Annotated in this window: 12 protein-coding genes; 7 read left to right on the forward strand and 5 right to left on the reverse strand. The window is 33.5% G+C overall.

What is annotated here, in order from left to right; all coding sequences use genetic code 11:
- The first annotated feature begins 168 nt into the window (after window positions 1-168).
- Window positions 169-663: a GNAT family N-acetyltransferase gene (locus AC5ZCW_RS12900; RefSeq protein WP_343542239.1), complete on the forward strand. Its 495-nt coding sequence runs from the start codon at window positions 169-171 to the stop codon at window positions 661-663.
- Between the two features lie 148 nt (window positions 664-811).
- On the opposite strand, the gene AC5ZCW_RS12905 is transcribed toward AC5ZCW_RS12900, so the two are convergent.
- From AC5ZCW_RS12905 to AC5ZCW_RS12915, 3 genes are all read right to left on the reverse strand, one after another.
- The gene (locus AC5ZCW_RS12905; protein WP_496120237.1) at window positions 812-2,386 is read right to left on the reverse strand and encodes a T9SS type A sorting domain-containing protein; all 1,575 of its coding nucleotides are present in this window, start codon (window positions 2,384-2,386) and stop codon (window positions 812-814) included.
- 117 nt (window positions 2,387-2,503) lie between these two features.
- A complete protein-coding gene (locus AC5ZCW_RS12910; protein WP_496120239.1) occupies window positions 2,504-2,947 on the reverse strand; it encodes a hypothetical protein in 444 nt (147 codons plus the stop codon).
- Window positions 2,948-3,153: 206 nt separating this feature from the next.
- On the reverse strand, window positions 3,154-3,561 hold the full coding sequence (locus AC5ZCW_RS12915) for a helix-turn-helix domain-containing protein (RefSeq protein ID WP_496120241.1): 408 nt from the start codon (window positions 3,559-3,561) through the stop codon (window positions 3,154-3,156).
- A gap of 192 nt (window positions 3,562-3,753) precedes the next feature.
- On the opposite strand from AC5ZCW_RS12915, the gene AC5ZCW_RS12920 reads away from it, so the two are divergent.
- Entirely contained in the window at window positions 3,754-4,068 is a 315-nt protein-coding gene (locus AC5ZCW_RS12920) for a hypothetical protein (protein ID WP_496120243.1), read from the forward strand.
- 586 nt (window positions 4,069-4,654) lie between these two features.
- On the opposite strand, the gene AC5ZCW_RS12925 is transcribed toward AC5ZCW_RS12920, so the two are convergent.
- Window positions 4,655-8,095, reverse strand: a complete 3,441-nt coding sequence (locus AC5ZCW_RS12925; RefSeq protein ID WP_496120245.1) for a methylmalonyl-CoA mutase family protein — start codon at window positions 8,093-8,095, stop codon at window positions 4,655-4,657.
- A 294-nt stretch (window positions 8,096-8,389) separates the two neighbouring features.
- Here AC5ZCW_RS12925 and AC5ZCW_RS12930 point away from each other — a divergent pair, with 294 nt between their 5' ends.
- The 5 genes from AC5ZCW_RS12930 to purU all read left to right on the forward strand — a co-directional run bounded on the left by AC5ZCW_RS12930 (window position 8,390) and on the right by purU (window position 12,946).
- Window positions 8,390-9,964, forward strand: coding sequence for a L,D-transpeptidase family protein (locus tag AC5ZCW_RS12930; RefSeq protein WP_496120247.1), 1,575 nt, complete (start codon window positions 8,390-8,392; stop codon window positions 9,962-9,964).
- Between the two features lie 197 nt (window positions 9,965-10,161).
- On the forward strand, window positions 10,162-10,512 hold the full coding sequence (locus AC5ZCW_RS12935; protein WP_343542246.1) for a hypothetical protein: 351 nt from the start codon (window positions 10,162-10,164) through the stop codon (window positions 10,510-10,512).
- 177 nt (window positions 10,513-10,689) lie between these two features.
- Entirely contained in the window at window positions 10,690-11,112 is a 423-nt protein-coding gene (locus tag AC5ZCW_RS12940) for a cytochrome c oxidase assembly factor Coa1 family protein (protein WP_343542247.1), read from the forward strand.
- A gap of 159 nt (window positions 11,113-11,271) precedes the next feature.
- Window positions 11,272-11,991, forward strand: a complete 720-nt coding sequence (locus AC5ZCW_RS12945) for a DUF4197 domain-containing protein (protein WP_343542249.1) — start codon at window positions 11,272-11,274, stop codon at window positions 11,989-11,991.
- A 100-nt stretch (window positions 11,992-12,091) separates the two neighbouring features.
- Entirely contained in the window at window positions 12,092-12,946 is an 855-nt protein-coding gene (purU, locus tag AC5ZCW_RS12950) for a formyltetrahydrofolate deformylase (RefSeq protein WP_496120250.1), read from the forward strand.
- A 153-nt stretch (window positions 12,947-13,099) separates the two neighbouring features.
- On the opposite strand, the gene AC5ZCW_RS12955 is transcribed toward purU, so the two are convergent.
- Window positions 13,100-14,593, reverse strand: a complete 1,494-nt coding sequence (locus AC5ZCW_RS12955; RefSeq protein WP_496120252.1) for a catalase — start codon at window positions 14,591-14,593, stop codon at window positions 13,100-13,102.
- Window positions 14,594-15,124: the final 531 nt, after the last annotated feature.

Consider the following 15,124-nt stretch of genomic DNA (forward strand, 5'->3'; position numbering starts at 1 on the left):
GATACTTCTCTAAATAGTTCCTCTCTAATGTACAATCTTGACTATTATTTCTCATCGTAACAAAATTTATTAAATTTAAATTTTGTTACCGAAATATCTAACCTTTACAATTTCGACCGAAGGGAGGGACCCAGAGCAAGGAAAATTTATTTTAAATATATTTGAGATATGAATGAAAACACAAAAGATATATCAATAAGGCAAGCTGTCAATTCAGATTTACCGAAACTTGCCGAATTTCTGCAACATTTAGTGCATGCAGAAAGGCCTTTCGATGTAACATTAAAAGAAGGAGAGATTTTTTATTATAGCATAGAGGAATTTATTTCTGACCCCAAATCAGAACTTTTGGTTATAGACTTTAACAATCAAATTATTGGTTGTGGATATGCTCAAATTCGACAAGCTAAACCCTATCAAAAACATGAATTTTTCGGGTATCTTGGTTTTATGTTTGTAGATCCAGAATTTAGAGGAAAAGGTCTTAATAATCTATTAATTGACCGTCTTAAAAAATGGGTATCATCTCAAGGAATAACCGAAGTTAGATTAGAGGTATATCATGATAATAAAGCCGCTGTCAACGCTTATAAAAAGGCAGGATTTGAACCAATACTCACAACCATGCGTTGCGATATAAGCCAAATGGATGATACTATTTAAACACAATATTTGTCATTTCGACCGAAGGGAGAAATCACACACGTAATTCCGCAAAGATTGGCTACGAGCTTCTAGTGTGATTTCTCCATTCGATCAAAATAACAAATTTCATGAAATTTTGTTGTAGGATACTTTACAAATCTTCAATTTATATCTTTACAATTTTCTTATTTATAAGAGAATTGCCGTACTTAATCTGAACATTATAAATTCCCTTAGCCAATCTCGATACATCAATTCTATTATCATGAAAAGTCGATAAATCAGTTACCAATCTTCCATTTATATCAAAAATATTAATCGTTTGGATGCTTTCACTATTAGGAAGGTTAATTTGAACAAAATCAGTTGAAGGATTTGGATATAAAGTTAATGATGGTTGTTTATCTATTGATATTACATTCAGATTACTTGCATATTTCCACAATTTGTTATCTTTTGAATAATATAAATAATCATTATAACTAATCGCCTCTGAAACATTGTCTAATGCAGTAATATTTTCAACTTTTTGCAAATTATAATTGAAAGTATAACCACTTCTTTCTTGCTTTTCATTTTCAGGTGATGTGATAAAATATTCATTGTTATTAATATTATAAATTAAAGCAGCAGACTCATAAGCAAAAAAGACAAAAGGCTTTGATCTTGATGGCATTTCTTTTATTTCAGATATCTCGTTATTACTAAGCTTCATAGACAACAATGAAGTACCATTAGCGTTATTTGGTCCACAAAAAATTAAAGAATCGTTTTTATATACAAAACTAGAAGGATAAAAATATTGTGACTTTTGAGCCGAATATATCATAGAAAGATTTTTACTCGCTAAATTAAATTTCCAAATTTCTACATTAAAATAATCCGCAGAAAAAAACATAAGATACAGATTTCCATTAACTTCAATGACATCACTAAAATTTGCTATTTTAAAACTTCCATTCCATACATTTCCTCTATTTATTGTATTTTCAGGAGTTCCATCCGTCTCAAATAAATAATTTCTGCTAACAAAATACAATTTATTAGCGCTTTTAATATATGGACTAAATGCTGCAGTACCTCCTAATCCTGAACCATTGCCATCCATTTGATCTGATATAGGATATGTCCCTTCTGAAGTTCCATCGCTTCTCCACACTCTAGAATCATTCGAATTAACTACCTGAAAAGTAAAAATAAATGTATTATTCAATTCACCTTCAAAAGTTGGTTTATTCCAAATAGGCAAATTATTTTTTATCAATACTGTTCCGTCTTTTGTACCATCCGTTTTCCAGATCTGCAATACATAATCGCTGGTTTTCATTAAAAAGAAAATTGAATTTCCTACGGTTGTAAGTTTCTCAACTCTACCTTTAAGAAAATCTGTAATTTTTACAGTTTCATTTATTCCATCTGTTCGCCAAATTTCTCCATTTGAAAGATTGTCTCTTGCAATAAAAAACAACTTACCATTTAATATAGCTGAACCTGTATTTAATATTCTTTTTGGATTAAAACCTTCACTTACATTCATAGCGTGAAGAATAGCTGTGTTCTCAGGAGTTCCATCACTTTTCCATATTTCAAAACCTGTATTTTCAGCACTAGCTTCAAAAAATAAATTGCCATTAAATTTTAAAAAACTGTTTGGATTACTAGTTAAATCATAGATTTTCTGTTGAGCACTGGTTTTGATAAAAATACAAAGTATAAAAAATAAAAGTAGTTTTGTTTTCATTTAGTTTGTTTAGCAAGTTTTTTATTAAAAGTAAATATATAAGTATAAAATAGATGAACAAAAAAACCTCTCATTTCTGAGAGATTTTTCTATTAAATTATAATCTTTCAATTTCACTTAATCAGCAATTTTATAATCGGTAAACTTATAAGTATTGTCCATTTTTCCCATTAATTCAACCGATTGAAAATTAACTCCTTCTTCTGTAACCTGATAATCGTAAACATCAATTACGCCATCGTAGCTATGTAATTCATAATACTTTCCGTTTTCAACCCACCATTTGCCATTTTCAGTTGTTTGATCGACTTTACCGCTTGGATAAATTACAACAAATAATAAAGTACTAGTTCCGTTTTCAAAACGGCATGAAACCCAATATTTACTTACACCATCTTGCTGCTGTCCTGTTTCTGAGCCTTTCCAGCATCCAAAAAGTTTTGAATCGTATGTTTTGTTTTCTGTTTTATTAGTTGCTTTTATGTCTTGCTTAACCTTGGTCTGGCAAAAACTCAAGCTTGTAATAAATAGCAATCCTAAAATAAAAATGCTTTTTTTCATTTAAAAATTAATTTTTGAGGTTATATATAGTTTTTGGTTTTTATAATTAATTTGCCTTTTCGAGAAAGCTTTTCATCTCTTTTTTTCTGATTGCTAATATATACAAACAAATTTCTTCTAAATTGAGGAAAGCCGTAAAACGATATTTTTTTGTAAAATAAAAAACCTCCCATTTCTGAGAGGTTTCTATATTCTTAAAAAGCTTATTATTTATCTTTTAGCAATTTTTCTAAATACTCAATTTTATCTTTTTCTGATTGAAGCAGACGCTCGTAAAGCTTTTTATTTTCTTCTACCGTTTCCATTAATTTATCTAATGGATTGAAAGTACAATTATTAAGTCCGAAATAATTATTAGGACTTTCATTAAAAGTATTGAAATAATTAATCGCCGCTTCGTCTGAAAAATTCTTAATCGCTTCAACCGTTACACCAAGTGCTTTTGCAACCTCAACAAGTTTTTCGTCATCAATGGTTTCGCTGTTTTCCATAGCCGAAATCGCTTGTTGATTTGTTCCTAAAGCTTGCGCCAAAGCTTCCTGCTTCATATCACGAAGTTCACGAATACGGCTTATTTTTCGCCCTATATGATTTGTTTTTGTTAGTGTGCTCATAATTCAAAGATAATAATAAAGTCTCAAAATAGATAAAATGTAAAAAACAGATTTTTTTGCCGTGCGATACAGTAAAAAATGATTTCGTACAGCAAAATCTATTTCTTCCTTCGCTAAACCAAACAAAAGTACAATTTTTCTTATACAAAATTTATAAAAGTCAAATTGCAAATCATTTAAAATATACGCCTTATGGAAACGAACGAAACAGAAAAGCTACAAAAACTGCAAAAATTAACCGCTCAGTATTTTACAACGCTACAACCAACCAACGAAGCCAATTCTTATACCGCACAATTTAAAGTCGTCAATTATTTAGAACTCGGCTGCCTCATTACCGATTTACTAAAATTATGCATTCTAGCGCTTGATAATGACATGCATAATTTTTCTAAAAAAGATAAAAGTGCAACTATTAATGTGAGTCTGATTTTGGAAACAATTCTGCATTTGTTTCCTATGGATGAAATGGAGTTTTTGGGGTTTATTGGGGAAGTTGTTGAATAGTTATATTTCAACCCAATTAGCATACAATCTTGTCATTTCGACGAAGGAGACTCGAGCGATAGCGAACAGGCGAAGCAAATCTCCACGAGAAACTCGACAAAGATTGGCGACATTCTATATGGAGCTACTTGTGGAGATTTCTCCTTCGTCGAAATGACAAACTTTATGGAATTTTGTTGTTTTATTGGCGTGAGCGTCTCGCTCGTGCATTACTTTGCGTTCACGAGCGAGACGCTCGCGCTATCGGGGCACTAGTGAACTACTTTTTTAATATAATTTATTGAGAGATTTAGATTCTTAAAAGTCTGCATAAAAAAGCCTGAAAGGCTAACAGCTCCAAAATAGGGCAACGCCCTATTAGCTAAAACTCAATGCAACTCGAAGCCCTGAAAGGGCAATAGACATTCTTGTCATCTAATTGCTTACGCCCTTTCAGGGCTTTCTTATTCAATCCTAATTACAGACATTGGGCGTTTGCCCAATGCTAAAATGCTTTTAGGCCTTTGGCCTTATTGGAAAATTTCCAATAAAAAAAACCTCCCAAAAATCTTGAGAGGTTTTTCCATATCATTAAAAAATAAAAAAATTACATATTCCTTCTATACTGCCCACCCACTTCAAACAACGCCGAAGTAATCTGTCCCAAAGAACAAACCTTTGTAGCTTCCATTAAATGATCGAATAAGTTTTCGTTTTTAATAGCGGCTTGCTGTAATGTATTTAAATGCTCGTTTACTTTTGCTTCGTGGAAATTGTGCAAGTTATCCAGCATCGTAATTTGATATTGTTTTTCTTCTTCGGTTGCGCGAATAACTTCTGCCGGAATTACCGTTGGCGAACCTTTTGAACTCAAGAACGTATTTACACCCACAATTGGGAAATCGCCATTGTGTTTTAAGGTTTCGTAATACAAACTTTCTTCCTGAATTTTAGAACGCTGGTACATCGTTTCCATTGCGCCAAGAACTCCGCCACGTTCTGTAATTCTATCAAATTCTTGAAGAACTGCAGCTTCCACTAAATCAGTCAATTCTTCGATGATGAACGAACCTTGAATTGGGTTTTCGTTTTTCGCTAAACCTAATTCTTTATTAATAATCAACTGAATCGCCATTGCACGACGTACAGATTCTTCTGTTGGCGTTGTAATCGCTTCGTCGTAAGCGTTGGTATGCAATGAATTACAGTTGTCATAAATCGCGTATAAAGCTTGTAAAGTCGTTCTGATATCATTGAAATCAATTTCCTGTGCGTGTAACGAACGTCCAGATGTCTGAATATGATATTTCAGCATTTGTGCTCTTTCGTTGGCTCCGTATTTGTTTTTCATGGCTTTTGCCCAAATTTTACGCGCCACACGTCCAATAACTGAATATTCTGGATCTACTCCGTTAGAGAAGAAGAACGATAAGTTTGGTCCAAAATCGTTGATGTTCATTCCACGGCTCAAATAATATTCCACGTAAGTGAAACCATTTGAAAGCGTAAACGCCAATTGCGTAATTGGGTTTGCTCCTGCCTCGGCAATATGATATCCAGAAATCGAAACCGAATAGAAATTACGAACGTTTTTAGTAATAAAATATTCCTGAACGTCGCCCATTAATCGTAAAGCAAATTCGGTTGAGAAAATACAAGTATTTTGCGCCTGATCTTCTTTTAAAATATCAGCCTGAACCGTTCCACGAACTTGAGCTAACGTTTTTACTTTTATTTCGTTATAAACTTCCAAAGGTAAAACCTGATCTCCCGTAACACCCAAAAGCATTAATCCCAAACCGTTGTTTCCGGCAGGAAGTTCGCCTTGGTATTTTGGTCTTTCGATTCCTTTGTCTTTATATAATTTGTTGATTTTTGCTTCAACCTCTTTTTCTAAATCATTTGCTTTGATGTAAATCTCACATTGCTGATCGATTGCGGCATTCATAAAGAAACCTAACAACATTGGCGCAGGCCCATTAATCGTCATACTTACCGAAGTTAAAGCATGAACCAAATCGAAACCTGAATAAAGTTTTTTAGCATCGTCCAGACAGCAGATTGAAACTCCAGCATTTCCAATTTTTCCGTAAATATCTGGACGCAAATCTGGATCGTTTCCGTATAAAGTAACACTGTCAAAAGCTGTCGAAAGACGTTTTGCAGGCATTCCCGCACTTACGTAGTGGAAACGCTTGTTGGTTCTTTCTGGTCCGCCCTCGCCCGCAAACATTCTCGACGGATCTTCGCCCTCACGTTTAAACGGATACAATCCCGAAGCAAAAGGAAATTCTCCAGGAACATTTTCCTGTAAATTCCAACGCAAAATATCGCCCCAACCTTCATATTTAGGCAAAGCAATTTTCGGAATCTGTAAATGCGATAAACTTTCAGAATGTGTTGCAATCTTGATTTCTTTATCACGAACTTTAAACGAGTAAACTGGATTTTTGTATTTGGCTACTTTTTCATCCCAATTCAGGATAATTTCCCAATTGTACGGATCTAAGTCCATTTTTACTTTATCGAATTGATTCAGTAAAAGATTTAAAAAGATTCTGTTTTCGTCGTGTTCAGCAATTCCGCTTGGCAAAACTGTAGCATCATCAATTCCAGCTTTATTTATTTGAGGCACTTTTCCAGAAACCGATTCTATGGTTTTGAAAATTCCGTATAATTTCTGTGCTACTTTTTGCTGCGAAAGCGCGATTTCATCATAAGATCTGTTATTCTCTGCAATTTCAGATAAATAACGCGTTCTGTGTGGCGGAATTACGAAGATTTTCTCGCTCATTTCTTTAGTGATTTCAAAAGTCGATTTCAAATCTGAAGCCGTTTTTTCAACCACTTTATCCATAATCGCTTTGTAAAGCGTGTTCATTCCTGGATCGTTAAATTGAGAAGCAATTGTTCCGAAAACCGGCATTTCGTCTGGGTTTTTATCCCAAAGATTATGGTTTCTTTGATATTGCTTTTTTACATCGCGTAAAGCATCTAAAGCCCCACGTTTATCAAATTTATTCAACGCTACTAAATCGGCAAAATCAAGCATGTCGATTTTTTCCAATTGTGTTGCCGCTCCAAACTCTGGTGTCATCACATATAAAGAAACGTCTGAATGATCCATAATTTCGGTATCAGACTGACCAATTCCTGAAGTTTCTAGAATAATCAAGTCGTATTTTGCAGCTTTTAAAACCTGAATCGCTTCGGCTACATATTTAGACAAAGCCAAATTCGACTGACGTGTCGCCAGCGAACGCATATATACACGAGGATTATTAATCGCATTCATACGGATTCTGTCTCCTAAAAGTGCTCCTCCGGTTTTTCTTTTCGAAGGATCGACAGAAATTAATCCGATTGTTTTTTCTGGGAAATCAATTAAGAAACGGCGAACCAATTCGTCTACCAAAGAAGATTTTCCTGCACCGCCCGTTCCTGTAATTCCTAAAACTGGAATTTTAGAAGTGGCATTGCTTTCGTGAATTTTATCGAAAACCGGTTTTGCAATTTCTGGGAAGTTTTCAGCCGCAGAAATTAAACGTGCAATTGCCGTTGGCACTTTATTTTCGATATGATCGATTTCTCCGTTTAGTTTATCTCCAATAGGAAAATCAGCACGTTGTACCAAATCATTAATCATTCCTTGAAGTCCTAAAGAACGTCCGTCGTCTGGAGAATAAATTCTGGTAATACCATATTCATGCAACTCTGAAATTTCGCTAGGAAGAATTACACCACCTCCACCTCCGAAGATTTTAATGTGTCCTGCTCCTTTTTCGCGAAGCAAATCATACATATATTTAAAGTATTCGTTGTGACCACCTTGGTATGAAGTCATTGCAATAGCATTGGCGTCTTCCTGAATAGCGGTATTTACCACTTCTTCAACGCTTCTGTCATGACCAAGATGAATTACTTCAACCCCTGTTGACTGAATAATACGACGCATAATATTGATGGCAGCATCATGACCATCAAAAAGTGAAGCAGCAGTGACAATTCTTACTTTATTTTTAGGAATATATGGTATTTGTTGTTCCATTTTATGAATATGATAATTTTAAGCGACCAATGTACAAATTATTTTAATATTTGATCAGTCAAATAACATTATGTTAATAAAAAAGAAAATATTTTTTCTTCAATATAAAGGTAACAATTCTTGCTACTAATTGATATAAGTTAAAGAAAGCTTAAAGACATGGCAATTTCGCAACATTTAAATAAAATCAGGAAACATGTTTCGAGCTCTCTAATAGTAATTTAGCAGTGTAGAAAAGCCCCAAATTTTTACCTAAAACTTACGTAGAAAAGTAATAACGTAAAAATTAAAAAAATGAAAACATTATATTCATTCACCGTCATTTTAAGTTTGAGTTTTTTTGTATTTTCTTTTAACAGTATTGAAAAAAACAATCTTACCTATAAAAAAGCTTCAAATCATTTAACCGTTTACCACAATCAAAATGATGTAGACGAAATCTCGAACGACTTCTTTAAAAGATATTCGGATTTAAAAAAATATAAATCAGATGTCATGTCTTTGTATAAAAACAGAACTCTTGGATCTATCTGGTTTGATGAAAACGAAATCAACGAATTTGGTTCTGTTTTGTACGAAAAAGCAAAAAAAACAAATGATTTAATTATTCCTTATCAAAAAGAAATAGACCAATTATTTGATGCTTCATCAGATAAAAGCACTCTTTCTAAAACTGATGCAGATATGCTTTTGAGTTCATTATATATAGTGTACACTAAAAAAAGTAATGCAGACAAGAAAAAATTAGCTTATGATAGCATGCTGAAAGATTTCTTAAACTACAGCACATTAGAAGAAGCAGAAACAGCAGCAGTGACAACAAATGAAAAAGTAGAATTTGACCAGTATTACAAATTGCAAGATGCTCTAAAAAAATACAAAAGATTAGAAAAATCTAGCAAATACAAACCTATTGTTCCAGCAGAATCACCTTATAAAGAGTTGCGTCCAGATGCGGTTTCTAGCACTATTTCGCAAGTTAGAACTCGTCTGTATTTGTTAGGCGATTTAAAAACAGATTCTAAAAGCGATATTTACGATCGTGAATTGATGGACGCCGTAATGAAATATAAAGTCCGTAACGGATTTAAACCTAATTATATTTTGGCAGAAGAACACATTAACGAAATGAATATTCCGCTTGAAGATAAAGTGGCGACTTTAAAACTTAACATGGAAAGATGCCGTGAGATTTCGGCCAAAATTGCTGCCAGTGATGAATATGTTTTGGTAAATGTTCCTTCTTATGAATTGTTTTATGTTAAGAACGGAAAAGTAGTTTTGACTTCACCCGTATTTGTTGGAGCACCTTTAACCAAAACAACCATTTTTAATGGAGAAATCGATCGTATTGTTTTTAGCCCATATTGGACAGTACCTCAAAGTATTGTGCAAAATGAGTTGAAATCTAAAATGGCTGAAGATCCTAATTATCTAGTAGCGAAAAACATGGAAATGGTAAACGGACAAGTAAGACAAAAACCAGGACCAGATAATTCTTTAGGATTGGTAAAATTTATGTTCCCAAATTCTGATGATATTTACATGCACGATACGCCTTCTAAAACTTTATTCGATTTTGAAAAAAGAACTTTCAGCCACGGATGTATTAATGTTAAAATGGCTAAAGAACTTGCTGTTGCCATGCTGACAGATTATCCAGAATGGAATCAGGCAAAAATTGACAAAGCAATGGCGGGTAAAACAGAAAACAGTTTTAAACTGTCTAAAAAAGTACCAATTTTTATCACTTATTTTACTTCATTGGTAAATGAAAATGGAGAAATTGGCTTCTTTCAAGATGTTTATGAAAAAGACGCCAATTTAAATCGTGAAACGCTTCCCGACACAACAACTGTAATGCAATAATTTGCACCAATAATCCATGGAGAATTTATCAAAGCTGTTTTTGATAAATTCTCTATTTTTATTTCATTACTATATTTAAAATATACCTTAAAATATCATTCTTAAATCTTTTAAAGGCAATAAAACGACTAGAATATTTATTTTTTTGCAATTATAATTCAGTGCCATTTTTGTAAAATGTAAAAAAATAAACTATTATGAAAACAAATAATACAGAAGGTCTTACTTTGTTTGAAATAAATGTTTTGATTCAGCAAGGAGGAAAATTTATCATGTTTCCTTTTATTATTGCTGAAATGGTAAAAAAAATCAAGGAACCAAATATCTATTTTATACGCCCAAACGAAGGTACGTTGAAATATGCTTTAAGACACTTTTATCTAAATCTTTCTTTAAGCTGCCGAAATTTTCCGTATGCTCCAATTTATGTAGTAAAATCGTTCTTTTATTTAATAAAGGGTGGAAAAGATTATACTGAAACTATATTAAATGACTTAAATTCTAATAAGTCTACATACAAGCCTCAATCTAAATTACTATATAAATAAAGTCTGAAAAACTTTACCCAAAAATCATCTTATAATTCTATAAGATGATTTTTTTTTCTTCCACTATAAATTACTTTAAGAATTTGAGGATCAATATCTATCAATAAAAAAAAATTACATTATAAATAAGATTTTTATGCTTATTTTAGCTTTGTCATTCATCTAAAAATTGATTTTATGGAAGATTCTAATGAGTTAGTACAAAAACAAAGCTGGCTAAACCGAAACTGGAAATGGCTTATTCCTAGTGGATGTTTAACTCTTTTACTATTAGTTGGTTTATTTATTGGCGGAATTTTCTATGAAGTTACGTCCGTCCTAAAAGATTCTGATGCTTATAAAGAATCTATGACAGCAGTACAAAACAATAAATTAGTGGTTGAAAAACTCGGGTCTCCAATCGAAACTGACGGAATTGTTTCTGGAGTTGTTACTTCGCACAACGATGTACGAGCTTGTGATGTACAGGTACCATTGAAAGGTCCAAAAGGCAAAGCAACTTTGTTTGTTGTAGGAGAAAAAAGAGGAAAATGGAAATACAGTGAAATGTCTGTTTATATTGAAAAAACAGATGAGAAAATAGATCTTCTGAAAAAGTAAATAATTCTCTTTCTTTTATTATTATAATCATAAAAAGTCCCAAATACACAAATAGTAATCTGTTGTTAATTATCAAACAAAATCTTTCTTCACCCTTAATAAAATTGTGGCGTTATTTTTGAATAAGTAGTATTTTTGAAACTTAAATAAAACCCCCAAATGAAAAAGATTTTACTATTAGCCGTTACATTTTCGCTTACTTCTTGCGCACAGGTACAACAGACTTTAAATCAATTGCCTCAAATCGCATCTCAGATTCCAAATTCGGGAACTGTTGACATTGCTTCTGGATTAAAAGAAGCTTTAAATAAAGGAATCACGCAACAAGTAAGTAAACTAACTGCTGTAGACGGATTTTACAAAAACGAAGCTGTAAAAATTTTAATGCCCGAAGAATTACAAAAAGTAGATGCAACATTGCGTAAAGTAGGTTTAAGCTCTCTTGCAGATGAAGGAATCAAAATGTTGAATCGTGCTGCAGAAGACGCAGTAAAAGAAGCAACTCCGATTTTTGTGACAGCAGTAAAAAACATGACATTTACAGATGCTAAAAACATTCTTTTAGGAAGTGATAATGCCGCAACCAATTATTTACAAGGAAGTACGACAACTGCATTATACGCCAAATTTAATCCGGTTATCAAAAGCTCTTTCGAAAAAGTAGGTGCCGATGCTGTCTGGACAAAAATTATAAACAAATACAATACTATTCCGCTAGTGAAAAAAGTAAATCCAGATTTAACTGATTATACAACCAATCAAGCTTTGTCTGGTGTTTTTAAAATGATTGCTGTTGAAGAAAAAGTAATCAGAAACGATATTTCTGCAAGAACAACACCTTTATTACAGAAGGTTTTTGCAATGCAGGATGGAAAATAATTCTAAAGTTGCTAAGCTTCTAAGACGCTAAGTGTCTAAGCTAAAAAACTAAATGCCTTAGTGTCTTAGCATCTTTGCAACTAACCAAAAATAAACTGAAATGCAAAAAATTACGATACTCATTCACTGTAAAGATCAAAAAGGAATTATCGCCGCAGTGACTACTTTTATTGCCAAGGTAGAAGGAAACATTACCTACATCGACCAGCATGTTGATGTAGAACAGAATGTGTTTTTTATGCGTTTAGAATGTGAATTTACCAATCAAGGCAGTAACATTGAAAAGATACAAGAAGAGTTCAGCAAAACAATTGCAGCGGACTTTAATATGTCTTGGGATTTGTACAATCAGGAGCAAAAACCTAAAATGGCTTTGTTTGTTTCTAAATACGATCACTGCTTATTTGACATTTTAGGACGTTACAGTGCTGATGAATTGGGTGTTGAAATTCCGATGATTATCAGTAATCATAATGATTTGCGTTCGATTGCAGAACGTTTTGATATTCCGTTTCACTATGTTCCTTTTACAAAAGACAACAAAGAAGAAGGCGAAGCAAGACAAATTGAGCTTTTGAAAAGATATCAGGTCAATTTTATCGTTTTAGCACGTTACATGCAAATTGTAACTCCAAAATTGATTTCGTTATACGAAAATAAAATCATCAATATTCACCATTCGTTTTTACCAGCTTTTCCAGGTGCAAAACCGTATCATTCGGCTTTTAAACGCGGTGTGAAAATTATTGGTGCCACAAGCCATTACGTAACAGAAGAATTAGACGAAGGTCCAATTATTGAACAAGATATCGCAAGAGTTTCTCATATTCACTCTGTAGAAGATTTTATCATGAAAGGACGTGATTTGGAACGCATCGTTTTAGCAAGAGCAATTAAACTGCACGCTGAAAGAAAAACGATGGTTTATAGCAATAAGACGGTGGTTTTTTCTTAATTTTTAAGATGCTAAGGTTCTGAGTTTCTAAGATACTAAGTTTTTTATATAGCAAACCCGACAGATTTTAAAAATCTGTCGGGTTTCTTATTTATCGATCATAAGCTCAAAAGTTGGCAGCTTAGAATCTTAGCATCTCAGAAACTTAGAACCTCACCTAGCTTTAATAGCCAATCTAGGATCATCAAAAGCATTTACTTCTGCCATTGTCATTCCAAGAGCATTTGCTACGCCTTCTCCGTATGCTGGATCGGCTTGATAGCAGTTTCTAATATGACGGACTTGAATAAACTTCTGTGCTCCTCCTACTTGACCCGCTGTATTTTTAAACAAAAGCTGTTTTTTCTCATCGGTCAATAAACGGAACAAAAGTCCAGGCTGAGTGAAGTAATCATTATCATCTTCTCTAAAATTGTGTGCATAAGCATCGCCGTAAATTGCCAAAGGCGGTTCTTTTACTTCTGGCTGTTCCTGCCATTCGCCAAAGCTGTTTGGTTCGTAGTGTTTTCTTCCGCCATAATTTCCATCAACACGCATTGCTCCGTCTCTGTGGAAACTGTTATACGGACATCTAGAAGCGTTTACTGGAATCTGGTAATTGTTTACTCCTAAACGATAACGGTGAGCATCTCCGTAAGAAAACAAACGTCCTTGAAGCATTTTATCTGGAGAAAAACCAATTCCTGGAACTACGTGAGCTGGATTAAATGCCGCCTGTTCTACTTCGGCAAAATAATTTTCTGGGTTTTTATTCAATTCAAATTCTCCAACTGGAATTAGCGGAAAATCTCCTTTTAACCAAACTTTCGTTAAATCAAATGGATGAAAACGATAGGTTCTCGCCTGCTCCTCTGACATAATCTGAACAAACATTTTCCATTTCGGAAAATTACCCTCTTCGATTGCATTAAACAAATCTCTTTGATGGCTTTCTCGGTCTCCTCCCACTAACTTAGCAGCTTCTTCATCAGATAAATTTTCGATTCCTTGTTGCGAAACTAAATGAAATTTTACCCAATGTCTTTCGTTTTGCGCATTTATAAAACTAAAAGTATGACTTCCGAAACCGTGCATTTCTCTATACGATCTCGGAATTCCTCTGTCGCTCATTACAATTGTAACTTGATGAAGAGCTTCTGGCAATAAAGTCCAAAAATCCCAATTATTATCAGCACTTCTTAAATTGGTTTTTGGATCGCGTTTTACAGCATGGTTCAAATCAGGAAATTTCATCGGATCACGGAAAAAGAAAACCGGTGTATTATTTCCAACCAAGTCCCAATTTCCTTCATTTGTATAAAATTTCATCGCGAAACCGCGTATGTCTCTTTCGGCGTCAGCAGCGCCTCTTTCTCCTGCAACAGTTGAAAAACGCACAAACATTTCTGTCTTTTTTCCAATTTCAGAAAACAAGTCTGCTTTTGAATATTTGGTAATATCATGTGTAACAGTAAAAGTTCCGTAGGCCCCAGATCCTTTGGCATGCATTCTTCTTTCCGGAATCACCTCTCGGTCAAAATGTGCCATCTTTTCTAAGAACCAAAAATCTTGTAATAAAACAGGTCCACGAGGGCCAGCTGTTTGAATGTTTTGATTGTCTGGAACGGGAGTTCCGGTTGCAGTTGTTAATTTTTTGTTTGATTCCATTTTGCTGATTTTTAACGTTTTATCAAATATACAAACTTATCTTTAGCATATTCATAAGTAAAATTGATTGTTATTATATTTTAATAACTAAAGATTATTTTATGATACTGAATACTCAAAACAGCGATTTGACAAATCTTAACGTATGGTCAACAAAGTAATAACAAAACCTTAACAGCATAAGATTGATATATATCGGACATTTGTAATGTAATAAACTGGTTATTTATTATTTTGGTTTTGGTTAGTTAAATGATGCCGACATCTTCGAGATGCCGGCATTCTTTTTTTATAAAAGTTTAGTTTCAGGTTTCAGGTTTTTCTTGGTTTCAAGTTGCTTTACTTTGAACATAATTTTACCGCAAAGAGCGCAAAGTTTTTTTAATATATTAAGTCCTATAGAAAGCGTAAAGTCCGCAAAGTTTTGTGTAAAAAAACTTTGCGAACCTTGCGTTCCCGATAGCTATCGGGATTGAGCTCTTTGCGGTTAAAAACTACAATCTTGTGAACATTAACTTATATCCAACAAAG

The sequence above is a fragment of the Flavobacterium sp. PLA-DH12 genome (assembly GCF_059511845.1).